Origin of the sequence: Flammeovirga yaeyamensis, from assembly GCF_018736045.1 — a bacterium.
Lineage (GTDB): Bacteria > Bacteroidota > Bacteroidia > Cytophagales > Flammeovirgaceae > Flammeovirga > Flammeovirga yaeyamensis.
This window is the reverse complement of record NZ_CP076132.1, coordinates 5,065,295-5,091,944: the sequence shown is the minus strand read 5'-3', so window position 1 is coordinate 5,091,944 and position 26,650 is coordinate 5,065,295. Positions and strand designations below refer to the sequence as shown.

At 34.7% G+C, this 26,650-nt stretch carries 23 protein-coding genes; 14 read left to right on the top strand and 9 right to left on the bottom strand.

What is annotated here, in order from left to right; translation table 11 throughout:
* Window positions 1-284: 284 nt before the first annotated feature.
* Window positions 285-1,067: an alpha/beta fold hydrolase gene (locus KMW28_RS20210; protein ID WP_169666382.1), complete on the bottom strand. Its 783-nt coding sequence runs from the start codon at window positions 1,065-1,067 to the stop codon at window positions 285-287.
* A gap of 130 nt (window positions 1,068-1,197) precedes the next feature.
* Here KMW28_RS20210 and KMW28_RS20205 point away from each other — a divergent pair, with 130 nt between their 5' ends.
* From KMW28_RS20205 to KMW28_RS20190, 4 genes are all read left to right on the top strand, one after another.
* On the top strand, window positions 1,198-2,076 hold the full coding sequence (locus KMW28_RS20205) for a dienelactone hydrolase family protein (protein WP_169666380.1): 879 nt from the start codon (window positions 1,198-1,200) through the stop codon (window positions 2,074-2,076).
* Between the two features lie 163 nt (window positions 2,077-2,239).
* Window positions 2,240-2,800, top strand: a complete 561-nt coding sequence (locus KMW28_RS20200; protein WP_169666379.1) for a porin family protein — start codon at window positions 2,240-2,242, stop codon at window positions 2,798-2,800.
* A gap of 109 nt (window positions 2,801-2,909) precedes the next feature.
* Window positions 2,910-3,563 carry a DUF1349 domain-containing protein gene (locus KMW28_RS20195; protein ID WP_169666377.1) on the top strand — a complete coding sequence of 218 codons (654 nt, stop codon included), beginning with the start codon at window positions 2,910-2,912 and terminating at the stop codon, window positions 3,561-3,563.
* 194 nt (window positions 3,564-3,757) lie between these two features.
* Complete coding sequence (locus tag KMW28_RS20190; protein WP_169666375.1) at window positions 3,758-4,489, top strand: toxin-antitoxin system YwqK family antitoxin; 732 nt, start codon at window positions 3,758-3,760, stop codon at window positions 4,487-4,489.
* A 63-nt stretch (window positions 4,490-4,552) separates the two neighbouring features.
* On the opposite strand, the gene KMW28_RS20185 is transcribed toward KMW28_RS20190, so the two are convergent.
* Both KMW28_RS20185 and KMW28_RS20180 read right to left on the bottom strand, forming a co-directional pair.
* Window positions 4,553-5,194, bottom strand: coding sequence for a MarC family protein (locus KMW28_RS20185; protein WP_066211432.1), 642 nt, complete (start codon window positions 5,192-5,194; stop codon window positions 4,553-4,555).
* Between the two features lie 46 nt (window positions 5,195-5,240).
* Complete coding sequence (locus KMW28_RS20180; protein ID WP_169666373.1) at window positions 5,241-6,605, bottom strand: saccharopine dehydrogenase family protein; 1,365 nt, start codon at window positions 6,603-6,605, stop codon at window positions 5,241-5,243.
* Between the two features lie 280 nt (window positions 6,606-6,885).
* On the opposite strand from KMW28_RS20180, the gene thrA reads away from it, so the two are divergent.
* The 3 genes from thrA (at window position 6,886) to KMW28_RS20165 (ending at window position 12,385) form a co-directional block, all read left to right on the top strand.
* Window positions 6,886-9,348 carry a bifunctional aspartate kinase/homoserine dehydrogenase I gene (gene thrA / locus KMW28_RS20175; RefSeq protein ID WP_169666371.1) on the top strand — a complete coding sequence of 821 codons (2,463 nt, stop codon included), beginning with the start codon at window positions 6,886-6,888 and terminating at the stop codon, window positions 9,346-9,348.
* Window positions 9,349-9,500: 152 nt separating this feature from the next.
* Complete coding sequence (locus tag KMW28_RS20170; RefSeq protein ID WP_169666369.1) at window positions 9,501-10,433, top strand: homoserine kinase; 933 nt, start codon at window positions 9,501-9,503, stop codon at window positions 10,431-10,433.
* Between the two features lie 137 nt (window positions 10,434-10,570).
* The gene (locus tag KMW28_RS20165; RefSeq protein ID WP_169666367.1) at window positions 10,571-12,385 is read left to right on the top strand and encodes a hypothetical protein; all 1,815 of its coding nucleotides are present in this window, start codon (window positions 10,571-10,573) and stop codon (window positions 12,383-12,385) included.
* 70 nt (window positions 12,386-12,455) lie between these two features.
* On the opposite strand, the gene KMW28_RS20160 is transcribed toward KMW28_RS20165, so the two are convergent.
* Entirely contained in the window at window positions 12,456-13,661 is a 1,206-nt protein-coding gene (locus tag KMW28_RS20160; protein ID WP_169666365.1) for an outer membrane beta-barrel protein, read from the bottom strand.
* A 213-nt stretch (window positions 13,662-13,874) separates the two neighbouring features.
* Between KMW28_RS20160 and KMW28_RS20155 the strand changes: the two genes are divergently transcribed.
* On the top strand, window positions 13,875-15,494 hold the full coding sequence (locus KMW28_RS20155; RefSeq protein ID WP_169666363.1) for a cation:proton antiporter domain-containing protein: 1,620 nt from the start codon (window positions 13,875-13,877) through the stop codon (window positions 15,492-15,494).
* Between the two features lie 218 nt (window positions 15,495-15,712).
* Window positions 15,713-16,903 carry a potassium/proton antiporter gene (locus KMW28_RS20150; protein ID WP_066211449.1) on the top strand — a complete coding sequence of 397 codons (1,191 nt, stop codon included), beginning with the start codon at window positions 15,713-15,715 and terminating at the stop codon, window positions 16,901-16,903.
* A gap of 95 nt (window positions 16,904-16,998) precedes the next feature.
* Here the strand turns inward: KMW28_RS20150 and KMW28_RS20145 are convergent, their stop codons facing one another.
* Together KMW28_RS20145 and KMW28_RS20140 are read right to left on the bottom strand one after the other, a co-directional pair.
* Window positions 16,999-17,949, bottom strand: a complete 951-nt coding sequence (locus tag KMW28_RS20145; protein ID WP_169666361.1) for a succinylglutamate desuccinylase/aspartoacylase family protein — start codon at window positions 17,947-17,949, stop codon at window positions 16,999-17,001.
* A gap of 231 nt (window positions 17,950-18,180) precedes the next feature.
* The gene (locus tag KMW28_RS20140) at window positions 18,181-19,941 is read right to left on the bottom strand and encodes an AMP-dependent synthetase/ligase (RefSeq protein ID WP_169666360.1); all 1,761 of its coding nucleotides are present in this window, start codon (window positions 19,939-19,941) and stop codon (window positions 18,181-18,183) included.
* A 291-nt stretch (window positions 19,942-20,232) separates the two neighbouring features.
* Between KMW28_RS20140 and KMW28_RS20135 the strand changes: the two genes are divergently transcribed.
* Complete coding sequence (locus KMW28_RS20135; RefSeq protein WP_169666409.1) at window positions 20,233-20,853, top strand: class I SAM-dependent methyltransferase; 621 nt, start codon at window positions 20,233-20,235, stop codon at window positions 20,851-20,853.
* Window positions 20,854-20,888: 35 nt separating this feature from the next.
* Here KMW28_RS20135 and KMW28_RS20130 read toward each other — a convergent pair whose 3' ends face one another.
* Together KMW28_RS20130 and KMW28_RS20125 are read right to left on the bottom strand one after the other, a co-directional pair.
* Window positions 20,889-21,329, bottom strand: coding sequence for a BLUF domain-containing protein (locus tag KMW28_RS20130; protein WP_169666358.1), 441 nt, complete (start codon window positions 21,327-21,329; stop codon window positions 20,889-20,891).
* Between the two features lie 344 nt (window positions 21,330-21,673).
* On the bottom strand, window positions 21,674-22,753 hold the full coding sequence (locus KMW28_RS20125; RefSeq protein WP_169666356.1) for an LA_2272 family surface repeat-containing protein: 1,080 nt from the start codon (window positions 22,751-22,753) through the stop codon (window positions 21,674-21,676).
* Window positions 22,754-23,252: 499 nt separating this feature from the next.
* On the opposite strand from KMW28_RS20125, the gene KMW28_RS20120 reads away from it, so the two are divergent.
* On the top strand, window positions 23,253-23,666 hold the full coding sequence (locus KMW28_RS20120) for a DoxX family membrane protein (protein ID WP_084005931.1): 414 nt from the start codon (window positions 23,253-23,255) through the stop codon (window positions 23,664-23,666).
* A gap of 116 nt (window positions 23,667-23,782) precedes the next feature.
* Here KMW28_RS20120 and KMW28_RS20115 read toward each other — a convergent pair whose 3' ends face one another.
* Window positions 23,783-24,139 carry a winged helix-turn-helix transcriptional regulator gene (locus tag KMW28_RS20115; RefSeq protein ID WP_066211465.1) on the bottom strand — a complete coding sequence of 119 codons (357 nt, stop codon included), beginning with the start codon at window positions 24,137-24,139 and terminating at the stop codon, window positions 23,783-23,785.
* A 332-nt stretch (window positions 24,140-24,471) separates the two neighbouring features.
* On the opposite strand from KMW28_RS20115, the gene KMW28_RS20110 reads away from it, so the two are divergent.
* The 3 genes from KMW28_RS20110 to KMW28_RS20100 all read left to right on the top strand — a co-directional run bounded on the left by KMW28_RS20110 (window position 24,472) and on the right by KMW28_RS20100 (window position 26,640).
* On the top strand, window positions 24,472-25,071 hold the full coding sequence (locus KMW28_RS20110; protein WP_169666354.1) for a nitroreductase family protein: 600 nt from the start codon (window positions 24,472-24,474) through the stop codon (window positions 25,069-25,071).
* A gap of 113 nt (window positions 25,072-25,184) precedes the next feature.
* Window positions 25,185-26,096 carry a cysteine synthase A gene (gene cysK / locus KMW28_RS20105; RefSeq protein WP_169666352.1) on the top strand — a complete coding sequence of 304 codons (912 nt, stop codon included), beginning with the start codon at window positions 25,185-25,187 and terminating at the stop codon, window positions 26,094-26,096.
* A gap of 106 nt (window positions 26,097-26,202) precedes the next feature.
* Window positions 26,203-26,640 carry a GNAT family N-acetyltransferase gene (locus tag KMW28_RS20100; protein ID WP_169666350.1) on the top strand — a complete coding sequence of 146 codons (438 nt, stop codon included), beginning with the start codon at window positions 26,203-26,205 and terminating at the stop codon, window positions 26,638-26,640.
* The last annotated feature ends 10 nt before the right edge of the window (window positions 26,641-26,650 follow it).

Here is a 26,650-nt window from a genome sequence, read left to right as displayed (position 1 = left end):
TAAAAGTTAAAAATGAAAAACGTGGTTAGTTACAATAACGTGTAGAAATTAAATGTGAAAAATTAAGAATGAAAAACGTGATGAGTTACAATACCTTCTAGGTGGGATATAAAAAAATACTGGCGCAGATGTTAAGCGATAGCGGCATCTGTGCCTAATAAACGTTAGAGGTCTCCCGACCTCGTTTTTAATTATATCAACATAGAATTTATATCAAGTTAAAAAGATACCAATAGAAACATCCTCGCGTTAGCTTCAGTAATCACGTTTTTCATTTTTCATTTTTAACTTTTCATTCCCACATAGGTTAGAAAGTTCATCACAATCTGCTGACACTTCAACTTCTCCTCAAACATTCCCATATGTCCAACATCTCCTAGGTAATACACGTGGGCATCGTTGGGTAGGTGACTTTGCTCGACGCTTTTTTCTAATGGTACTGCTCCGTCTTTTTTACCATTGATAAATAATACAGGGATGTTTAGTTGAGTAAGTAGTGCTGCACTATCTCCTCTATCTTTCATAGCGAGGGAAATTTTGGCAATACTATCGACACTTTCTTTCTCAGCCTCTGCTATTATTTGATGTATAGTCGGGCGATGTTGCTCTCTTCTTTTTTCGGCAAATAGGTTACCGATCATTGGAGCAACAAAGGCTCTGGCACCGTTGGCTCTAACAAAATCAGCTGCTTTTATTCTGACTTCTTTTTTGGCAACGTCGTCTTCAAAGGCGGTAGAATGGAAAAGGCCAATGCCGTTTAATGAAGTTTGGTATTTCTTAGCATATGCTAAAGTGACGTATCCTCCTAATGAATGTCCGATCATAGTATATTTCGATACGCCTACATCTTGAAGTGTTTGATGTATCTCATCGGCAAAATCACTTAATTGGGGGGAAGGTGATACTATCTCGGGGTTTTCACCACATCCAGGTAGATCTAAACAGATCACTCTAAAATAAGGAGTAAGTGAGGGGATAAAATCATCCCAAATCGATTTATTTTCGCAGAAACCGTGTATTAATACGAGTACAGGTGCATCAATACCATTATCCGTTAACTTCAGCATTTGATTTATTATTTTTTGATTTCTAAAATTAAATCAAGCTTTTGAAAACTAAAATTGTTAGCTTAGGTTTATTGAATAGGACAATTAAAATCATATTCATTGATTATTTAAACTACACTCGATTTCTACTATGAAAAAAGTAAGCATCTTTCTATCCATCATTTTCTTGATGGGACTTTCATTCCTGTCATTTCATCAAACATCAGAACCTAAAGAACCGGTATTATGCCATGCAGATATAGAGTCGGCAAGAGCATTTGCGGAATTTACGAACCAAAAGGAGTTTCGTGAGGCACACAGTATGTCAAGAACATTGGATAAGACGAAGTTTAAAGGGAAACGTATTTCCTTTGATGTAGCCGATGGTAAACAAGGAGAAGCTTATTTTGTGAAGTCGAAAAAGAAGTCTTCTAAGTATTTATTTGTATTTCATGAGTGGTGGGGACTGAACGATTATGTGAGAAATGAATCGGATCGATATGCAAAAGATCTAGGTGATGTTAATATTATAGCATTGGATTTATACGATGGTAATGTTGGGACCACTAGAGAAGAAGCAAGCAAATACATGAAAGCATGTGATCCTAAACGAGCTGCTTCTATTATTCAGGGAGCCTTGGCTTATGTTGGAAAAGACGCTAAAGTAGCCACAGTGGGTTGGTGCTTTGGCGGAGGTTGGTCATTGCAATCTGCACTTCAGATTGATCAACAAGCAGTGGGTTGTGTGATGTATTACGGAATGCCTGTCAAAGATGTAGATCGTTTGAAAGATCTAAAATGTGATGTTTTGGGTATTTTCGGTGAGAAAGATAAATGGATCAATCCGGACGTTGCAGCAGAGTTTGAAAATAATATGAAGTCGGCAGGGAAGAACTTAACAGTGAAGATGTATGGTTCGGATCATGCTTTTGCCAATCCATCATCAGATAGATATAATGAAGCGGATGCTCAAAATGCAAATAAGGAAGCTTTGGCGTTTATCAAAAAATCATTTTCAGCAATGCCATAGTTGAATAAATAGATAATAAAAAAAGCCTTCTAGATTAGATGATGATCACCTCTAATTTAGAAGGCTTTTTTGTTTATGGATAAAAGAGTTAAGATCAAATTGTTTTTTTGATAGGGGATTGAGTTGTTTTCTACGCTTATAGTATTGAACATCAATATATACTATGAAAAAATTAGTTGAAAATGTCTCATTACTACTTGCTAAGATATTTATATGTGTTCTGTTATTGATTGTGTCAACAACAGAAGTGAAATGTCAATCTTTAATCGAAAATAATAATAAAGGAGCGTGGGGAGTGGCAGTGAGTTATGGTAATCAGTTGGATAAAGATGCCGTTTTCTATGGATGGTCTGTAGATTACAGTAAGCCAATTGGAAATGGTCCGTTCTCAGTAGGAGCCGCTTTAATGTGGGATAATGAGTTAGAGAGAACAAGTGAAAATAGAATAACAGATGTGTCTACCTTCACTTTTGCAGCAACATTAAATTATAAGATCAATGATAAATGGTCGATAGGGACAGGTCTTGCCAAAGGCTTTATGGATAACGATAATTCCTCAAGGCAATATCGTTTTAATAGTGGCGATTGGAGTACAGGTCTTATTCTTAATTATCAATTTAATATTGGGAAGCAGCGATTCAATATCAGTGGCTCTTATGAGTACAATATGAGTCAGAAAGAAACGAGTTTGAGTTTTGATTTGGGATATGTGCTTCCTTGGTAGGCGAGGTATATAATCAGAAAAACATTTAACACATAGGTTAAAAAAGAAATAAGTTTCTTCAAATTCAGCTTATTAGTTAAATTGTGCATCTAAATAATAAAGATTGAAAATGAAAAAATTCCTTTTAATAGGATGTATGCTATTTACATCACCTTATTTATTTGCCCAAATGAATCCACAAGTTATGCAATGGTTTAATGCCCCTGAAAAATGGGAAGTAAAAGACAATAAATTAACCATGCAAGTCACTGGTCAGACTGATTATTGGAGAAAAACGCACTATGGTTTTACGGTAGACGATGGTCCTTTCTATTATCAAACAAGAGGTGGAGAGTTCGAAGTGAATGTAAAAATTACTGGCGCTTATAAAACTCGTTTTGACCAAATGGGGTTGATGCTTCGCATAGATGAAAAACATTGGATCAAGACAGGTATTGAATATGTAGACGGAGTGTATAACTTCTCTGCTGTAGTGACCAACGATCATTCAAGCTGGAGTGTAGTTGCTTTAGAAGGAAAACCGAAATCAATCTGGATTAAAGCCATCCGTAGACAAGATTCAGTTGAGATCTCTTATTCATTGGATGGGAAAAATTATCAGATGAGTAATTTAGCTTATTTGCCTGATCATAAACCAATGATGGTAGGCATGATGGCCGCAAGTCCTGATGGTGATGGTTTTGAAGCTGTATTCGAAGATTTTGATATCAAACATTTAGCTGATGAGAGACGCTTAGAGTGGTTAGAAAAGAATCAAGAATAATTATTTGATAAGCTTGAGTGAAAATATTTTCACAGAACTAATAATGAAAGTCATCTTCGGATGGCTTTTTTTGTATATTTAAGGTTCGACTTAAAATCAATATTTTTTATCTGTATTAACTACTATTCCACAGCAAATTTATTATGAACAAAACAAAGCTCTTTCTAATAACTAGTATTATTTTTAGCATTTTCATGTTGGTAAAAAAAATAAGCAAACAATTAGAAGAAGAAAATCAAGAAATTGCATTAGCTGAAAATCCTAAAAAAGATCAAGTCCGTGTGACTTATCACAAAGGAACTAAAATCAAAAAGTCTGTAGTAAGATATGTAGATGGCCAAAGAGATGGATTGTCTAGATCGTTCTATAAGGATGGTAAAAAACACATGGAAATCGAGTACGTAGACGGTCAAAAACACGGGGTATCGAAACAATATAACAAAGACGGCTCATTGTATAAGGAAGCATTTTATGATGACGGGTATGTATATCAAAGAAAATTTTATCATAAAAATGGTCAGCTAAAAGCAGATGAAACCTATGTTGATGGAGAGCCAACTATTCATTTAAAAGAGTATCTCAAGTCAGGAAAACAAAAATCCCAATATCCAGAAATCTTAGTAACGATGAATAATGATACTAAAGATTACAATAAAGTGGTATTGGAGCTAAATCTTGATGTGAGAAGGAAGAATACCAAGTTCTTTTTAGTGAAGGATGAAAGTAAGGAAGTGATCACTGCTGAAGAATGGAATCCCAATCTATCTTTTGTTCAAATGTATGGCCACAGAGGAGTGGTAGAAATTCCTTTACCTAAAAACAGTTACATTGACAAGGTGGTACCTATTTATGTGAGATATACTACGTTATATGGTCGCCAAAGAATTGATAAAATTGATTATCATTTGAAGGTGAAGAATATATAAAAACTGATAAAAAATAAAGGGCTTCAATCAACTTGAAGCCCTTTGTTTTATATAATTATCACCTTATGGATTCATTATAAATCGATGAATCAACGGTCCTAATCCTGCAAATAAGAATTCAACGGCCATGACCATAACGATAAGACCCATTAAACGAAGCATTAACTTGTTGCCGGTATCACCTAGTACTTTCATAATTGGGCTTGCCCCTAATAAGCTTAGACAAGTAATGGCCAATACAAGAGTGATTGCAATAAATAAAGCACCCATTTTATAAGGGCTATCACCTGCATTATCCATTAAGATAATGGCGTTGGCAATAGAACCGGGACCACATATAATAGGAATTGCCAAAGGAGTAATTGCTACATCATTGGCATATTCATGAATTTCATCTTTGGTTACCTTCACGCTACCCAATCTTGCCTGAAGCATATCAAAACCTACTAAGAAGAAGATAATACCTCCTACAACTCTCAGAGAATCGATAGAAATCCCGAAAAATTTAAAAAGCGATTGTCCTGAAATCGCAAAGAAAATCAAGAAACAATAGGCAATTAAAGTGGCTCTAAGTGCCGTTCTTTTTCTTTCGTCTTTCTCCAACTGATTCGTGATCGTCATGAAAACCGGCATAATTCCTACCGGGTTGATCAGAGTGAAGAAAGAAGTAAAGGCCAACAGGCCATATGTGATGGCTTCTTTCATAGAAAAATAATGGTAAGTTGTGTTGGCCGCAAAGATGATAAAATGATTATAAACTTGAAAGCTCAGAAGGACTCATTTTCACTTCTTTCTCCACAAACTCAATCCCGTGCTGTTTCAATTCTTCCAATACAGGTTCGTAGATATTTTTGTGAACAGGAATACACGTTCCTGTTTTGGTAATCTTCCCTTCCAATATCAATTTAGTAGCGATAGCAAGAGGAATCCCTACTGTATCCGACATTGCTGTAAAAGTTTGATCCTTTCCTTTGACCACCATATGTGATGTTCGCATGATATTCTCATCACCTGATTGATAGAATAACTTATGATACATCACAATCATGTCTTTATCGTCTTTCGCCAATTTCCATTTTTCTTCTAATATTTTTTGGAGAATTTGGGCAGGGGTAGCCGATTTTAAACCTACTTTTTTATCAGAGAATATGTCTAACCATCTCAGTTTGTCCATTTCCAAATCATCTTGAGATAATTTTAGATACTGCATCAGCTTCAATTCTACAGAGTCTTGAGGGTTATAACGTAAGAAAGAATTGATGAATTCACGGTAGGTCATGTCTTCGGTATCTTCCATTACATAACTATCATCTGTGGCTCCTAACATTACAAAGCAGTTCCATGCTCTGCAGAATCCAGGTCTTCTTAATGTACCTCTGTAGACTGTAGGTACACCTTCTAAACCGTACTTCTCGACATATTTTAGAGAGTCTCTGTTGGCGTATCCCTCAAAACTCCCGTAATGATCAATTTCGATACGCTCCGTTCTTCTAAATAATTTATGATACGGGATGTACTTGTATTTTCCATTATGAAGAAAGCGAACGGCACCACCTTGTCCGGCAATGACTACATTACGAGGGTTCCAAGTGAATTTATAATTCCAAGGATTGTTATCTGATTCAGGGGCCATTAAACCGCCAGTAAACGACTCGAAACCTTCGATCTTGTTTCCTTTTTCTTTCACCTCCTCAATCATCTTCATCGCAGACATATGATCGATGCCCGGATCAAGTCCTATTTCATTTAATAAAATGATTCCTTTTTCTTTGGCTTGTTCGTTCAAGTCTTGCATTTCCTCGGTGATGTAAGAAGCCGTGGTCATAGGAATCCCATGTTCTACAGCAATTTTAGCGACTTCTATATGAAATCTCGCCGGTAGCATGGAGACAATGATATCTGCTTGAGGGATGTACTTTTGTTTGTGTTCTTCGTTGTTTATATCAAATTGAAAGGCCGTAGCGACCCCTTGATACTTTTTGATTTTCTCTTTGGCCAAAGCCAATTGATAATCACCCAAAAGAATCTTCCAAGATGCGTCGTTAGCGTGTTCACATAAGTAGTTAATTAGAGACGAGGCAGAACGCCCAGCTCCTAGAATAAGAATTGTTTTCATTGTGTGTTTATGTGGTGTTATATGTGTGTTGTTATTACAATAATAGAAAGAATTTCGCAATAGTGAAATATCATTCACTATAATGTAGTGATGTGCCTAATTCTCATGATAAATCGTAATTAATTTTAAAAAAAGGCAATAGTTACCCCACTTTGAGTTGAAGTCGTTGCATTTTTGATAAATTTTTGGCGATTCAGTAATATTATTACTACTTTTATAACTTATATCGCTAATTATTGCGAATTGTTTATTTTTTTAAGACTAGCGAACAGGAACAAGGATGAAAGTACTCAAGTTTGGAGGAACGTCAGTTGGAAGTGCGAAAAATATCCAACAAGTAGCCAGTATCCTTTCCGATTATCAACAAAACGGACAAAGGGTTGCCGTAGTCGTATCGGCAATGAGTGGCATCACAAATAAGTTAATAGAAGTAGGCGAAAGAGCCGCTTCTGGAGATGAGACCTATAAGTCATTATTAAAAGACATTGAGTCTACCCATTTGACCTGTATTCGCGAGTTGATTGAGGTAAGAAGACAAAGTAAGACGATCGCTTTTGTGAAGTTATTACTTAATGATCTTGAGGATATTTTGAGAGGTATTTTCTTGTTGAAAGAATTGTCTCTTCGTTCTCTAGATATTCTTCAAAGTTTTGGCGAGCGTTTATCATCGTTCATTATTGCCGAATACTTAACTCAAATTGGTGTAGAAGCAGAACAGCTGGACGCTCGTAAGATCGTTCGTACGAACGCTGTATTCGGTGGAGCAAAAGTTGACTTTGTAACGACGAACTCTGCGATCACTAAACATTTTGGTGAGACGGATAAAATGCAAATCGTTACTGGATTTATTGCTTCTTCAGAAAGTGGTGAAACAACGACATTGGGTCGTGGTGGATCTGACTATTCTGCAGCAATTTTCGGTGCAGCATTGAACGTGAAAGAAATCGAAATTTGGACAGACGTTGATGGGGTGATGACTACAGACCCTCGCGTAGTACCAACAGCATTCTCTTTACAGCAGCTTTCTTACGAAGAAGCAATGGAGATGTCTCACTTTGGAGCGAAAGTTATTTATCCTCCAACATTGCAGCCTGCAATTAAAAAGAATATTCCATTAAGGATTAGAAATACATTCAATCCTTCTTTCCCAGGTACATTGGTAACAAGTACATCAGGACAGGAAGATTGGCCAGTGAAAGGAATCTCTTCTATCAAAGATATTTCTTTAATCACTTTATCAGGTAGTGGTTTGATCGGTGTACCGGGTGTATCATCGAGATTGTTTGGTGCATTAGCTAGAGGCGGTGTATCTATGATCTTGATTACTCAAGCATCATCAGAACATACTATTACTTTTGCCGTTGCTCCAGACGATGCAGCAGCTAGTAAGAAGATTATCGAAGAGGAATTCTTCAATGAGATGGCTTCTGGTAAAGTAAATCCGGTAGAGGTAGAAAATAGCCTTTCTATTTTAGCCATTATCGGTGAAAACATGAAAGAACGCCCAGGTGTGGCAGCAAAGCTGTTTAGTGCATTGGGTAAAAACGGTGTAAACATCGCAGCAATTGCACAGGGTTCATCAGAATTGAACGTCTCTGTAGTGATTGAGAAAAAACACCTGAATAAATCATTAAACGCCCTTCACGAAATCTTCTTCTTGTCGGATATGGCAGAGTTGAACGTTTTCATGTTAGGTTTAGGTTTGATTGGTGGTACACTATTGAACCAAATGAGAGATCAAGCAGAATACTTACTAACAGAGCGTAATTTACGACTGAACGTAGTAGGTGCGGCGAACTCTAAGAAAATGATATTTAGTGATACAGGATTGGACATCTCTTTAGAAAAAGAGGCGATCCTAGCTGATGGAGAGGAATCGAATGCAGCATTGTTCGTGGAGAAAATGATCGAAATGAACTTGCCAAACTCAGTATTCGTAGACTGTACTCCAGGCGAAAGTGCTGTAAAACTTTACGAAAAGATCTTGATGAACTCTATCTCGATCACTACTCCAAACAAAATTGCGAACTCAAGTAGCTTAGATTACTACTTGAAGTGTCAAGCAGCTGCAAAACGTAGAGGAGTAAAATTCTTGTATGAGACCAACGTTGGTGCAGGTCTTCCTGTTATCGGTCCTCTTCAAGATTTAGGTAGATCAGGTGACAAGATTATCAAAATTGAAGGTATCCTTTCAGGTACACTTTCTTACTTGTTCAACACGTTTGCTGCAGGTATGAAATTCTCTGACTTGGTAAAACAAGCCAAAGAGATGGGGTATACTGAGCCAGATCCACGTGATGATTTAGGTGGAGTAGATGTTGCCCGTAAGATTTTGATCTTAGCTAGAGAGGCAGGGTACAATCTAGAACCTTCTGATGTAACTGTAGAACCGATCTTACCACAAGCATGTTTAGATGCTCCATCAGTAGATGATTTCTTCGTAGAATTAGAAAAAGCCAATGGCTTATTCGAAGAGAAGAGAGCAGAAGCAGAGTTAGATGGTAAAGCACTTAGAATCGTTGCTACTCTTGATGAAGAAGGTAAGGCAACTGTTGCACTAAGAGCAGTAGATAGCACTCACCCATTCTACGGATTGGTAGGTTCTGATAACATGGTAGTTTTCAAATCACGTCGTTACTTTAACGAACCATTGGTGATCAGAGGACCTGGTGCTGGTGCGGAAGTGACTGCTGCAGGTGTATTTGCAGAGATCATTACCATTGGAAACTTCTTAATCAACTAGAAAATAGGTAAGAAGTAATAGGTAATAAGTAATAGGTTGTTATTTCTAATTATCAAATAACTTACTTCTTTATTTATAAAGTGGGGACGAGGCGATGCTTCGTCCTCATTATATTTAAAAATAATTATTACTCACTTTGGACGAATAACGTCATGAAAGAAGTAAAAGCTTTTGCCCCAGCTACAGTAGCCAATGTAGCTTGTGGCTTTGATATCCTCGGCTTTGCCGTAGACAGCCCAGGCGACGAAATCGAAATGAAATTAGTCGATAAGCCGGGTATTGTTATTAAAGATATTACAGGAGATGAAGGACGTTTGTCTAGAAATCCTAGAGAAAATACAGCCACTGTTTCAGTGTATCAGTTTTTAGAAAAAATTGGAGCTGAAAAAGCAGGTATTGAAGTAACTCTTCATAAAAAAATGCCTTTTGGTAGTGGTTTGGGGTCATCATCTGCAAGTACAGTAGCAGGTGCTTTTGCCGTAAACGCACTATTTGATAATCCTTTGAGTATGGAAGAATTACTTCCATTCGCTATGGAAGGAGAAAGAGTAGCTTGTGGTGCTGCACACGCCGATAACGTGGCTCCGGCTTTATATGGAGGTTTCGTTTTGGTAAGAAGTTACGATCCTTTAGATGTAGTAAGGTTGAACGTGCCGGAAGAATTATGCTGTGCAGTAGTTCATCCTCACATCGAAGTATCCACAAAAGATGCTAGAAACATTCTTCGAGGTGAAGTGCCTTTGGCGGATGCAGTAAGACAGTGGGGTAACGTAGGCGGTTTAATTGCTGGTTTAGAGCAAGAAAACTACGATCTTATCGGTAGATCTCTACAAGATGTAGTCGTTGAACCTATTCGCTCAATGTTAATTCCAGGCTTCGATGAAGTAAAAAGAGCGGCAGTTTATGCGGGTTCTATGGGAACAGCCATCTCAGGTTCAGGACCATCTGTTTTCTCTTTATGTAAGGGAATGGAAAAGGCAGAAAGAATTGCAAATGCAAAAGTAGAAGCATTCAAAGCTATTGGTATCGATAGCGATAAATTTGTTTCTAAAGTAAATAAAGAAGGGCCGAAGATTATTTACTAATCTATTTTACCCATTTATTCTCTGATATTATCAGATTGAAGAGCAAGATGTTAAAGTTACATCTTGCTCTTTTATTTTTATAAGAACTTTGAGTTAAAAACTTTGCTCTCAATTTTTTACAAAAACTACTTAATCAAATGCTATACAATAGACGACTGTCAGCAATAACTATTTTATTGTGTGCTCTTTTCTTTTCTTGTTCTGAGAAAAAAGAGATTGAAGAAAAAATCGAAGAAGAGGTAGAAATCAATTTACCCGAAATGTCCATCCAAGAACTCGATTATCTAAGAGGTAAAGATACTATTGAGGTAGATTTAGGAACTTACTCATCTGATATTATCAATATAGATGATATCTATTTTACCCTTAATGATAAAGTTCTAGAATCGGACTATTCTTTTGAAGATGACAAACACCAAGTAATCTTTGATTCCAAACAACTTGATGACGGTATTTATACAATATCAGCTACTGTGAAATTTTCGAGTGATGAAACTTTAGAAAAAAATGAAATTTCTAAAGAACTTGAGGTAGATGTTGATAATTACCTACCTCTAATTTTTGTTGAAGCAGGGTACTCTGCATCATTTAATGATTATAATGAGATAATTCAAGGGGAATGGACTTCTAGATCGGAAATAAAAGAGGCATTATTTTCTTATATGGTTTTAGACAAAGATTTAAACCCAGTGACTGAATTCTTACACGAAGATGGCAATGGAATTAATGAGATAATAGAAATACCAAAATCGATTAAAGGACAAGATTTTAAATTGGTAGAGTTTGACACCAAAGTGGTAGAAGCTTTTGCAGGGTTTGAAGGTTCATCTCCACTATGGGATCATATTAAAGATTATAGATATATTAGAATAAAAGAATTCTATTCTCAAGGAGAAGGTTTAAAATTAGATGCTATAGTACGTCCATCAAGAGTAATGGCCAATGAAAAAACAGTAGTTGTAGCCGTTTCAAAATCATTTGAAAGACACCTATCACAAATAGATGAGACATTAACTTCAGATGATAATTATGATTATCTCACAATTACTAGATCTACAGACTATTCTTGGGTATCAGAATTAGATTTAAATAGTGTAAAGAGTTATTCTGTTCATGTTACAAATGAAGAAAAAGGAATAATGATATCAATTGAAATGATGAATGATGGTGATACTATTTTTATAGAAGAATCAGATTTAAAAGTGCCTTCTAAAGTGATGTTGTCAAGTAATTTTCATCGATTTGCTTATGAGCATGAGGGAATAAAATTTGTTGAGGGTTTTTCTAGTAATCAAAAATATCTTTCTGAAGAAGGGCCACATGAGTATACTTTATATGAATATATAAATATAGATAAAGAAGATATTTCTCATGTCGGAAGTAAAGAGAAAGTAACAAATAACAATTTTAGTGGATTTGTATCAGAAATAAAAAATTTAGATGATTCGTTTAAAGAACCATATGCTAATAACTCTTTTGGTTTTGACATAACAGAAAGCGATATTGTTTTATCTCCTTACCAACATGATATTGAAAAAGAAAATGTAGAAAATATTATCGGATATTCTGTTGTTAAACCTTCAGAAGGTAAAACAGAATTCTACCTTGGAGTCTCTATGAGCACTGAAAAAAACGAATCATTATCCTTACCTAGAAAACTTTCTATTGATGGTATTTCTACTATTCATAATGGTAAGTTTGCTGATTTTTTAACCAACGATATCACAGAAATTTCAATGCATAGCTCATCGAATTCTAACTTCACATTTCTTAATGAAATCAATTCTTACACGGTTAATTATACAGTTGATAAAGATGGAAATCCTATCATTGTACCAAGTAAAGTGAATCTATTAGAACATGAAGCTAGACAGTTAAGCAAAATACGTAATGAAGAACAGTTCAAGATGGCTTCATTAGATTTAATGCAGAGATATCTAGAGAAGAAATAGATTAATAATATTCAAAAAAGAGTCACCTATAAAAAGGTGACTCTTTTTTTGCGAAAATAAACGCTCATAATCAAATGATGGTATAAATCAAATTAATCTCAAATGCTTTAAATCGATCTATTTGCTCAGCGTCATGAATTAAAGATCCATGTTTGGTATATCTAAACTCTATGCCCCATTTTTCATTGTGTTTCAATCCAATACCTAAGTGATAGGCCATATTGAAACGGATTGTCGTAGGAGCCGTGTACACATTATGATCTACATAAGAATTGATTGGGTTGTCTAAAGTAGCACCAACGTTATAATACACCGCCCAATCATTTTTTAAATAAGAATAATAACGAAGGCCTATAGGAATAAGAAATGATTGATAATCTATACTGATGTTTAAATCGTTGACAACAATAGCCGAAGAATAACTTCTGTAAGAAGGTTCTGCATAAATTCTCCATTTATAGTGATTTGCAGAAAAGGCTTTTTCAAGTTCAATACCAAATTTAAAATTCAATTTAGTGCCATAGTTGTTGGGACCATCGAGAGGTAGGTTATATTTATTTTTCTGTTCATCGATATAATTACCAATTGAAAGCCCTGGTCGGATATTTATTCTGAAGCTTTTTTTAGAGACATCGTTCTTTTCTTTTTTCTCAATAGGGTCAAATTTCTGAAAACATCTTCTTAAAGATGAAGTAGAATAAGAAAGGTCTTTCACATAATTACTACTAATGCCTTTGTCTTCGAAAAGATTGTAGAGATCCTGTTGATATTGTAAGTTCTTATTCAATACTAACTGCTTTTCATTATAATACTCTTTAAAGACAAGCGGTTGAATAGTAGTATACTTACCCTTATAATAGAAATATTTGATGTTTTTATCAGATAATAGATACAAGGAATAAGTATTGCTAAATAGTTCTTTGAGCAATATGGTTTCAGTTTTAAAATCGGGCTTTCTAAAATCTGATAAACCATCGGTGTACTGGGAAGTTCTATCCACAGGTACGGTTGCTTTGATATATTTCAGTTCACCATAAATTTCAAATTCAAGTAGTTCCTCTTTTTTAACTACTTGATGTTCGGTTTGAGATAAACTCTTCTTTACCTGTATTTTTTGAGGAGTTGTTCTCCAATCTAAGTTTTTGATATAACACGATACAGTATCATTCTCTAGATTGATATAATATCCACTTTGAAAGGATACTTGAGAAAATAGATTCGTCGATTGAAGAAGAACCAATATTAATGTGATGATGAAGATTGGTTTAGCTTGCATGATAATTAGTTTTTTTCTTATAAAAAGTAGATCAGGTAGTAATATTAAGATAAATACACTGATTTCATATATTACTCCTTCAATTGGGTAATGTGGATAAATAAGTGGTTAAAATTTAACTATTTACATCATTTTTAAACTTTTTAATATGAAGTTTTTTTCATATAATCAGTAGCGATTAAAAACTAAATAATTTACTAACCGATTTTATATATGACCACACACATTATTATTATTCTCTCTGCATTTATCGCAGGTTATGTGGCCTTAAAATTAAAGTTTCCACCGCTAGTAGGATTTCTATTAACAGGTTTCTTATTGCATTATTTTGGCATCGATGATACCACTCAAATTAAGCAATTAGCCGATTTAGGGGTCACTTTATTATTATTTACCATTGGATTAAAGTTAGATATCAAAATGCTTATAGGTAAGCATATTTGGTTAAGTTCCTTAATTCATAATTTACTCAGTTCACTATATTTTGTAGCCGCATTATGGGCACTGCAATGGATGGGTCTATCCATTCTTCAAGATTTAGAGATCATGCAATTGGTATTAATTGCTTTTGCCTTATCGTTCTCAAGTACTGTATTTGCCATTAAAACACTTCAAGATAAAGGGGTAATGAATGCCGTATATGGATCATTAGCTATTGGAGTATTGGTTATGCAAGATATCTTCGCAGTAGTGTTCATGACCGTCAGTTCGGGCAAAATTCCAGAAGTATGGGCTTTATTACTGTTTACCCTTCCTTTAATTCGACCACTTTTCTTTAGGATTTTAGATACTGTAGAACACGGGGAGATGTTAGTGCTTTTCGGAGTATTTATGGCATTGGTAGTAGGAGCAGGCTTGTTTTCTATTGTAGGATTAAAAGCAGATCTAGGTGCTTTAGTGATGGGAGTGATGATGTCTAGCCATAAAAAAGCATCAGAATTATCGAAAGCTTTATTCAACATCAAAGAGTTGTTGTTGGTATGTTTCTTCCTTGATATTGGATTGACTGCCTCAGTGACCTTAAATGCTTTGTTATTTGCTATCGCTTTAGTGATACTCTTACCCATCAAAGGCTGGTTGTACTTTCAAGTATTCGATCGTTTTAACTTCAGGGTAAGAACATCCGTTTTCGGTAGTTTGATGTTGATGAACTATAGTGAATTTGGCCTTATCGTTGGTGGTTTGGCTTACAAAATGGGATGGTTACCTGGAGAAATGTTAGTAAGTATTGCCATTGCAGTTTCCCTATCTTTCTTGATATCGGCACCAATTAATAATTGGAGTAATGAGGTGTATTTAGGATTGTCTCAGTTTAAAAGTGAAAGCAGCCGCCTGAATACAATGGATAAGATGATAGACATTGGAAAGGCAAAAGTATTGGTAGTAGGAATGGGGCGTATTGGATCCGGTGTTTATGATGAAATGCAAAAACAATTTGGAGATGTTGTTCTAGGAATTGAAGTAAACGATCATACTGTCGATAAACAAAAAACCGAAGGCAGAAATGTAATTCAAGGTGATGCCGTAGATAGTGATTTTTGGGAGCGGTTGAAGAGCTTAAATAATATCACATTAATCTTTTTTGCTATGCCTCATCATCATGCCAATGAGTTGGGGGCAAAACAATTGTATAAGCAAAATTTCAAAGGAATGTCTACAGCGATTGTTGAATATGCCGATCAGGTAGCACCTTTAAAAGAAATAGGAGTTAACGCAGTATTTAATGTTTATAGAGAAGCAGGAAAAGGTTTTGCTTTGCATGCAATAGAAGAATTTCAACCGCAAAAATTAGTGGTGAATAATCCGAATAAAAAGATATCTATATCGCTATAGAAATTCTTATTATCAACGGTCAAAGAAAGGCGTATTTTCTTTGATCGTTGTTTTTTTAATACTATTTAATGGTATCAATGAATACCTGTTATCGTTTTTTCCGTTAAAAAATTAGAGCTAAATGACTGAACAAACCAATTTGAACTATATATTCCATAAATTACCCAATTCAGAAAAAGAGGCTCAACTAAAAATTCACTAATTAAAATAACTACAACATGATCGGAAGCGAGATGACGCTATTGCTAGCTGTTTTAATCATCATTGGTATTTTACTTTATAATCCGAGTAAAAACTTAGGGATACCTGCGGCATTTATTTTTATAGGTGTGGGGTTATTTTTAGGAAATGGGGAATCTTCTTTTGAAGTATATGATAATCCTGTTCTCACCGACTTTATTAGTCAGGCGGCTTTAGTACTCATCATTTTTGTGGGGGGATTGCATACCAAAGTATTGGATATCAAAAAGGTATTTAAAGAAGGATTGTTAGTTTCTAATGTAGGAGTTTTAGTCACCTCATTGGCCTTGGGTGTATTTGCCTCATTTGTTACACCTTTATCATTATTAGAGGGCTTATTGTTGGGTTCTATTGTTTCTTCCACAGATGCAGCAGCTGTTTTTGGGGTATTAGAAGCCAAACAGATGAAATTAAAGTTTGCTTCTGATAAGGTATTGGAGTTCGAATCGGCAACTAACGATCCAATGGCAATGATTCTTACATTAATTTTTGTCAGTATTCTAAAAACTCCAGATTTACCAATTGATTATGTGGAATACATTCAATTCTTTGTTCAGCAACTCTCAGTTGGTGTAGGTTTATCTTTTGTGATTTTTTATATCATCAAATTTATATTCAAGAAATTCCATTTCCAGGAGGAAGGTTTAGTACCCATTTTATTATTCAGTACACTGATTGTCTTCTTGAAAATTTGTCAGTTGATGGGTGGAAATGCATTGATTGGGGCTTATATTTTGGGGGTATTATTAAACACTTTAGATTACCAAAACAAGTACAATTCTCTACACTTTTTCAATAGTTTTTCTTGGTTGGCTCAATCGGTGATGTTCCTTATATTGGGTTTACAGATATTCCCAGAAAACTTGGTAGAAGTTATTCCAATAGCCATATTACCAACATTATTCCTATTCTTTATAGCAAGGCCATTAGGGGTGTTTATCTCTTACCTGCCTTTAAAAACACCAATGAATAAAAAGATATTTATTTCTTGGAGTGGGTTAAAAGGAGCAACACCTATTGTGTTTGCATTGATTCCTATTTTATCCAACCTGCCTAACTCGGAAATGATATTTTATATCGTGAGTTTTATCGTTTTAGTATCACTTATTATCCATCCGTTTAGTATGGAATACCTTGCTAAAAAAGTAAAATTATTGGTAGATGATTAAAATGGTAGGAGCGCCGCAAAGCAACGCTCTTACATGTCCTGACACAAATTATATGAAAGTAAAACATCTGAATAGTGGTTCAGACAATATCATTTTTATTTGGTTACACTGATATGGAAGATGGCATCACCTTTATACACGTTTGGAGCAGTATTTAATCCAAAAATATGTCCATTAAAAGGAGCGTAAATTTTCTTCTCAAATTCTCCAAAAGGATCTGATACACGACCTATCAATTGTTTTTTAGTGACATATTCTCCATTCTGAATCATCGACTCGAAGATTCCAGAATAAGGAGCTCTCAACCACTTACTTTTTTTGATGAAAACGGTAGGTTGATGAATATCAATTTCACCTTCTTGTAAGCCAAGATGTTTCATCACATTAAGTGCTCCAGTCACTCCACATTGGATCACCTCATTATCCAAGTGAAGAGATTTCCCTCCTTCAAAAAGAATAATAGGTTTACCCATTTTATGGATGGTTTCTCGAATAGAATGATGTATGTAGCTGGAGTGCATCATAAAAGGTGCACCGAAAGCTTTGGCCATTTCAAACTCTTTCTCCTCATCAAAGTTGCAACGAATGTTGGGATAGTTACTTCTATCGGCACCACCGGTGTGGAAATCCAATACATAATCGACATATGGAGCAATTTCTTTGGTAAAAGTATAAGCAAACTGACTCGCCAAAGAACCTCTTTTGGATCCAGGAAAGATTCTGTTTAAATCTCTTCCATCAGGAAAAGCTCTGGATAAGTTGAGGTAACCAAAAACGTTGAATACAGGAATGCAGATAATGGTACCATAATTTGGTTTATGGTACTTCTTTCTGATGATATCACGTACAATAGCCACCCCATTGGATTCATCTCCATGTACACCACCTAGAAGTAAAAGCACAGGTCCGTCTTTCTTACCTCTTTCTACAATTACGGGAACCTTCAGACTGTTTCTTGTATGAAGTTTAGCGACTTCTAATTCTAGTACCGCACCTTTTCCCTTTTTAATCTCCTTACCTAAAAGGACAAATTTATCACTAGGCATCTTTGAATAAATTAAGATGAGTTTTGGATGAAGGCTTATTTATTTTTCATCACAAAACTATGTTGAGAGCTAGTAATACGCTATTTGTTATCAGATAGTTGCCAGGAATGAGAAAAAAATGAAAATATTTTTTGAAGGGATGAAGTCAATAAAAAAAGCCCATGATTTCTCACAGGCTTTTTAAAGATTAAATTCAAATTAATCCATTATATTTTGATGATATTGAAGGGATTAAGAGTAAATCTCCTCAATCTCTTTTTCATATTTTTCGTTGATGATTTTTCGCTTAGGTTTCAGCGTTGGTGTTACTTCACCTGTATCAACCGTCCATTCATTTTCTAGTAAACTGAACTTTTGTACTTGTTCATAACGAGCAAATGATTTGTTGGCCGCAGCTATTTCCTTTTTGAACATTTTCAAGACAGTAGGGTTTTCAATCACTTTCTGAGGGTTTTCCTCAAAAATATTGTTTTCCTCACACCAATTTGATAATGCTTCGAAATTTGGAACGATTAAAGCAGCAGCAAACTTTTGGTTACTGCCAATTACAGCTACTTGTTCTATATAAAACGATTCTTTCAGTTTATTTTCTAAGAACTGAGGAGAAATGTATTTACCAGCCGAAGTCTTGAATAATTCTTTCTTACGATCGGTGATCTTTAAGAATTTTCCATCAATTAATTCGCCAATATCTCCAGAGTGTAACCAACCATCTACAACCGTCTCGGCCGTCAATTCGGGTTGTTTGTAGTAGCCCATCATCACGTTTGGACCTTTAATCAAGATCTCTCCGTCAGGTGCAATTTTAACATCAATTCCATTTAGAACAGGACCGACTGTGCCGATCATCATGTCTTGCGGATTTACTCTGTTCACACAAACTACAGGAGCCGCTTCAGACATACCGTAACCTTCGCATACTTTAATACCTGCAGCCCAGAAAGAACGAATCAATCGTGGTTGAAGTGCTGCAGCACCTACGTTCATATTTCTAATTTCACCACCTAAAGCTGCTCTCCATTTCTTGAAGACCAATTTATCGGCAATAAAGTGTTGGAAACGGTACCAAAGCGATTGTTTCTCTCTTGGATTATAACGCAGTCCCAAGTTTAATGACCAAAAGAAAATAGCCCTTGCTAAACCTTTTGTGGCCATTCCTTTATTAAGAATAGCATCGTATACTTTTTCTAAAAGACGAGGAACCGTACAGAAAACATGAGGTTTTACCTCTTTCAAGTTGTCGGCTACTTTTGCTACATTTTCTGCAAAATAAACCGATACACCACCACATAAATAAGAGTACAAACTTGTACGTTCATATACGTGAGATAAGGGTAAGAAGCTTAATGCTCTTGCATTCCCTCTATCTACAGGAAGAGTTTCTGCGGCAGCAATGGCATCCGTAACCACATTTCTATGAGAAAGCATCACTCCTTTAGGATTGCCTGTCGTACCAGAGGTATAGACAATAGTGTAAAGATCTTCTTCTTGAATGCTGTCTTTGATCTTATCAATGTTAGCTATTTCTTCTTCCGATGCAGAAAGTAAAGTCTTCCATGAGGTTTCTCCTTCTACGTCATTAAAGGTATAGACCTTTTCTAGTTCAGGAAGCTTTTCATCAATCTTTCTGATTTTGTTTACAAGGTGTTGCGATTCTAAAAATGCTACCTTGATTTCAGCATGATTGAAAATATATAAATAATCGTCCTCTGTAATGGTGGGGTAAATAGGCACTACTGTTACTCCAATTTGAGCACAGGCCAAATCTACAAAATTCCATTCAGGACGGTTTTCCGAAACAATTGCTACTTTATCGCCTTTCTTTAGGCCGTAACGTAATAAGCCACTACCTAATTGATATAGAATATTAGATGTCTTTTCAGTAGAGTAAGTAACCCATTCTTCGTTTACTTTATTTGCAAAACACACCTCTAAACCACCGTATAGCGATTTTTGCTGGTCAATAAAATCAAATACTCGTTTTAGTTCCATGAAACGATTGATATAAATGCTTATGTATATATGTTTTCTAGTTGTAATAACCGTGTAGGTGTACACACAGTCAATACAAATTAAATGCTTTTTAATGAAAAATAAGATGATTAATATTAAGAATCTAGCTTTTCATTTAAATATTTAATTGATTATCAGCGTAATATTAATGAGTGAATAATCATTTAATAGTTGGTAATGATTTCCTTTAAAGGTAAATAGGTGAGGAATTTAAGATTAATTGTATCTTTATCAAACCTATTTACACCATATATCAAACATCAGATTTTAATGGAAGAGTTCAATAAGAAACAACATTGGGAAGAAATATATTCTAAAAAATTAATCACAGAAGTGAGTTGGTATCAGAAAGTACCTCAAACATCTTTGGATTTTATAGAACGATCGGTGCTGTCAAAAGATGCCTCTATTATTGATGTTGGGGGTGGCGATAGCTTTTTGGTCGATCATTTATTAGAAAAAGGTTTTACTGATGTATCCGTTTTAGATATTTCTAAAAAAGCTTTGGATAGGGCCAAACAACGATTGGACAAAAAGGCCAATGCAGTGCAATGGATAGAAAGTGATGTGACTACTTTTGAATCGGATAAAAAATTTGATTTTTGGCATGATAGGGCCGCATTTCATTTTCTAACAGAGGCGGATGATATAGAAAAGTATAAAAGAATTGTCGGTAAAAGTATTCAATCGGATGGTTTGTTAGTTATTGGTACATTTTCGGAAAATGGGCCGAAGAAGTGTAGTGGAATACCAATCAAACAATACTCAGTAGATCAATTGTCCAAAACATTTGATGCTGATTTTGAATTAATCAATACGCTAGAAGTAGATCATACCACACCGTTTGATACCATTCAGAATTTCACTTTCTGCTGCTTAAGAAGAAAATAAAATATATGTGGACGAAGTGATACTACGTCCATTTTTTATTTAGGTAAATTTAATTGCAGTTTTTCGATTCCATTTAAAGATTTCAGGTATTCTATCACATAATGATTTTTATCCTTAAGATAATCGCTAAGTTTTCCTCCATTTTCGTATTGAGTTAATAAGCCAGCGTCTTCCAGATCTTCCCAATGAATCTCATGGAATGCCATATCCCAAGAAGCGAAGTTTCTTTTATCGAGTTCACCAGAGTAAATTTTCTGGACATAGGAGTGTCTTGTATCCTTACAGATTTTGTTATAAAGACTGTTGACTTCCTCTTCTTCTCCTTCTAAGATTTGTAGAAACTGATTATCCATTAAAACCAATAGGCCGGTTAACTCCTTATTTTGATTACTTATTCTGCTTTGGGTTAAAATTTCCTTTAGAACATCATCGTTCAATTTTTCATTTCTTGTACTTATATAACAAAGACAATACATAGCTTTAGACGGTTAATTTTTTGGGTAAACAATTATATCAAATGTCTAGTTTTTTTGTTTTGTCTCTTCAGAAATTAATTAAAATAAGAATATAACTTCTTTCTAAAAGCAAAGTCTATTTCTGATTTAGTGCTAAAACCTCTTTTGGCGTACTATTGAACTTTTCATATCAAAATGATACTATTTTTTATTGAATGGCATTACCAATTTTTTAATAATAAAGGGCTAAAAAAAGAAATACTTGATTATGAAATAAGAGTAAACTTTAGAAATTAAAAAAGGCAATTGGATCTCAAATTAGACCAATTGCCTTGCTTGTATATTTAACTTAAAAACTGAGATTATTAGAAATTGATGTTCAAACCAGCTTGACCACCAATCCAGAGAGCAGTTCTTGTACCATGGCTAGAAGTCTTGTCATAGAAAGCATGTTCTGGAACGCTTAATGTACCTGCTTGTTCTGCTCCATTTACTTTTTGATCTACTGTATATACATTAAATGATGGACCAGCAAAAACAGTTAGGTTTTTTGTGATGTGGAACTGAGCATTCAAATCGGCTTTACTTAATAAGTTTAAGCTTCCAGTATCCCAAGAGTTATCGTAAATAATTTGGTTTGCAGAAAGGTCTAATGCGATACCTACTGTTTTGTTTAGGTTAAATAAAGTACCAAAACCAGCACCTACACTACTTACTACTTTACTATCATATTCTGAATAACCGGCCTTGAAAATAGTATAGAACTTTTCAGTACCCATTTTGAAGTTGATATTTGCCCAAAGTGTTTCTGAAGCACTCACCTCAACAGCATAGTAACCATCTTTCACTACGTTAATTAAACCAATTGGCGTACCCTCAGCACCTGATGAAACCACGTTGATTAAACCAATTTGAGTACCTACTAACGAATCTGTAAAGTTGATTAAACCTAATTGCATACCTGTAGCTTTACCTCTTGTAGTATTGGTTAAACCAATTTGAGCACCATCCATATCTTTGTTAGCCACATTGGAAATACCAGAAATTTGAGCACCACTCACATTTTCTCTAGCAAAGTTATTGATACCTGCCATTTGCATCCCATCTAACCCTTTATTAGCATAATTGGTTACTCCTGAAACAATAAAGCCTTTATTTTCACCTGTGGTAACATTGGTAATACCTGCCATTTGAAAACCTTTAACATCTCCTTTATTAACGTTAGCGATACCACCTAATTCGAAATAATTTACGCCACCATTAACGCCCCATAAAATATTAAAAGATAAATCGTTTACTTGATCAGTTCTAGTACCATTTGTACCTAAAGGATATAAGAAAGAAACTTGTCCAGTAAACTGATTTGTTTTAGTTGAATCGTTTTGTGCAAAAGTTGTAGTTAAACCAAGGATAAATAAAACGATATATAAGGATAACTTTTTCATATTTATATTAATTTCTTTTTTTTCTGAATCATATTTTGAATTGCGATAGACGTCTTTACCGCTTTTCATAGTAATGACCCTCCACTATTTAGTTACCCCTATTCTTTGATGAAAAAAAATAAAATTATTTTATAAGTGATTGGTAGTTAGTTGTTTGTGTTTTAAAATTTATATCTGCTCATTATAGCTAAAGCTAATAGTTCATGGAAACGAGGGGTTCCACCGCCTCGGAATAATAAGACCAATGTTTGATTAAGTTATCCCAACAATTTTAATTACTTCTTACTTCTTACCTCTTACCTCTTACCTCTTACCTCTTACCTCTTACCTCTCATAAAAATAAACATATATCAAATGTAATCAACTGATTAAGAATGTCTTAGTGTGTGGATTCCGTTTTTTTACGTAAATTGTTTAAACAAATATTGTTTAATCCTTGTTATGATGGTGTAAATTGAATAAATTTGTTTAAACAAATAAAGTTAAAACAATTAATATTATGTCAACTCAAGCAATAACCAATTCAGAAGAGAAAACATTTGAAGAATCAAAAGCAACAATGGCCGTTCGCTATTTATTAGCTTTAATGATGATTGTTTTTGGAGCGAACAAATTTGCTCAATTTATTCCAATGCCTCCTGCAAATGATCAAGTAGCACAAGTTTTTGGTTCATTAATGATGATGGGAATTTTACCTATCGCAGGTGTTCTAGAACTTGTAGGAGGTATAATGTTAGCAATAAAGAAGCAAGTACCTATCACTCTAATTGTATTAGGTGCAATTGGTTTTAACGCTTTCCTTTTCCATGCTACGTTAGATCCAGCGGGTATTGGTGGTGCGACAGTATTCTTAGGTATGGTTATATACTTAGCTTATGCCTACAGATCAAAATATATATCTTTAGTAAGATAACTAGTAGTTTGTTTAATAACCGACCCATATCAATTAACAGCAGTAAGAGAGAAATATTAACTTATCGTAGATCAGTCAGAAAAAAAACAGTCACTTTTTAGTGACTGTTTTTTTGATTATCCAATAACTTCAACTTTATCGTCCAGACTAGCGGCTTGTTCACCCCAAGATGAAATAGCATCTAATAATGGAATTAAAGTCTTTCCAAAATCAGTTAATGAATATTCTACTTTTAATGGAGGTTTATCTGTAGCTAATACTTTTCTATTAATGAGACCGTCTTCTTCCAATTGTTTCAATTGTAGACTCAAAGTTCGCTCACTAATAGTCGATATAATTTTTTTTAATTCGTTATAGCGATGAGGTTGTGTTTTAAGATGAATAAGAATAACAGTCTTCCATTTACCTCCAATGTATTTCATGGTTAGGCTTGTACAACAAGGATATTCTTTATCGTCTACTTTAAATTTCATGATACTACGTTTTTTATAAACAGAAGTATTTCGTACTTCTAATACTCAATAATTATATAAATATACGAAACTAACAAAAGTATAGTTACTTTATTTAATGATGTTTGAATTTACTCAGATAAAACAAAAGTTAATATTTAAACTAACCTTTTTGCCCGTTATTGATTCTTATTTCAACGGTACTTATGTTTGTAACTATCAAAAGTATAGTAGCATTAATAATTTATGTAAAACTTTTGATGATAAAGTGAATAAAGTTTAATCCTGATGATTTGTTTAAACAAATAAAACTCATTGCCGTTGAATCAATCATCAAATAAAAAAATACAATTATGGAATTTATTGACATCGCTAAATCAAGATACACAACAAAAAAATATGATGCTTCTAAAAAAGTAAGTGAAGCAGATATCGAAAGAATTAAAGAGATTTTACAATACAGCCCCTCTTCAATTAACTCTCAGCCTTGGAAATTTACGATTGTGGGTAACCAAGAATTGAAAGAAAAATTAGGAAAAGCTTCATATTTCAATGAAGAAAAATTAGTTGAAGGTAGTCATGTAGTAGTTTTCAGTGTAGTCGAAAGCGCAGCTAATTTCGAAGAAAATATGGAATCATATTTAGCGGAGGGTGCAGTTTGGTACTACAACAATTTCTTAAAACCACAAGGTGATGAGAAAGTACAAAATTGGATGTCTGAACAAGTGTACCTTGCTATAGGTTATTTCCTTTCTGCTATTGCTTCGATGAATATCGATTCAACACCTATGGAAGGCATCGAAAACGATAAATACAAAGAAATTTTAGGTTTAGATGGTTATCAACCATTAGTAGCGGTAATGATTGGATACCGTGATGAAGAAGATGGTAACCAACCTGCTAAAACAGCTAAATCTAGATTGGAATTAGATAGTGTGGTAGAAGTACTATAGTTGAGTGATAATTTTCTGCATTAGGCAACTGAATTACTTTCGGTTGCCTTTTTTGAATCCATATTTATGTAGTAAATTGAAATAATATATTTGGTAACCAAAATCTAACAACAATGATTTATAACAACGTCCTAGATAGTATTGGAGGAACACCCATCATTCGTATCAACCAACTTTTCGGAAGCGATCATGAAGTATATATGAAAGCGGAGAAATTTAATCCTGGTGGAAGTATCAAAGATAGAATTGCTTTATCGATGATTAACCAAGCAGAAAAAGATGGAGTGATCAATAAAGATACATCCATAATTGAACCTACTTCTGGTAACACAGGTATTGGTTTGGCTATGGTAGCTGCAGTAAAAGGGTATTCACTTACTTTGGTGATGCCAGAATCGATGAGTATCGAAAGAAGAAAGTTGATGGCGGCTTATGGTGCTAAATTAGTGCTAACACCTAAAGAAGGTGGTATGAAAGGAGCAATTGCCAAAGCACAAGAATTATTGGAAGCAAGTGATAATGCTTGGATTCCATCTCAGTTTGACAATCCAGCCAATGTAGCTGTTCACGAAGAAACGACAGCTCAAGAGATTTTAGCCGATTTCCCTGATGGTGTAGATTATCTAATTACAGGTGTAGGTACAGGTGGACACATTACAGGTGTGGCTAAAGTATTGAAAAAATTCTGGCCTGAACTAAAAGTTTTTGCAGTAGAGCCAGAAGGTAGTGCTGTGATTGGTGGTGGAAGCCCAGGACCTCACCCATTACAAGGTATCGGACCAGGTTTCATTCCGGGTAACCTCGATGTGGAATTACTTGACGGTGCTATCGGAGTAAATAACGATAGAGCGAAACAATTGGCTGCTGAGTTTGCCTTAAAAGAAGGTTTCCTAGGAGGTATTTCTACAGGTGCTTCTTTAGCTGCAATCGAGAAAAAATTACCTGAGATTCCAAAAGGAAGCAAAGTGTTATCATTTAACTATGATACAGGTGAGCGTTACTTATCTATCGAAGATTTATTCTAGTTTTCGGTATTGAAGATAAAATATCCTTATTTTTATAACACTCAATTGATTCGTCAGTTGGGTGTTTTTTTTTCAACTATTTTTCATCAAATAAACTTTTAAGAAAATGACTAGACAAGCAACTCTTCAAGACCTCGAACAATTAACCACTCTTTTTGATGGATACAGAGTATTTTATAGAAAAGAATCAGACATCAATTCAGCAAGAATTTTTTTAAAAGAGCGTTTAGAATTAAACGATAGTATAATTTATGTAGACGACCAAGAGGGGGTATTAACCGGATTCACTCAATTGTATCCTCTATTTTCTTCTACAAGAATGAAAAAATTATGGTTATTGAATGATCTTTTTGTGGATCCAAAATATAGAGGAAAAGGAATTTCACTTCAGCTTCTTGATAAAGGCAAAGAATTGGCAGTAGAAACGGGCGCCTGTGCTGTGATGTTGGAAACAGAAAAAACGAATAATATAGGCAACCAACTTTATCCAAGAGCCGGATTTACATTAAATACCGAGTCAAACTTTTACGAGTGGAGTGTATAAATAAAGGGAA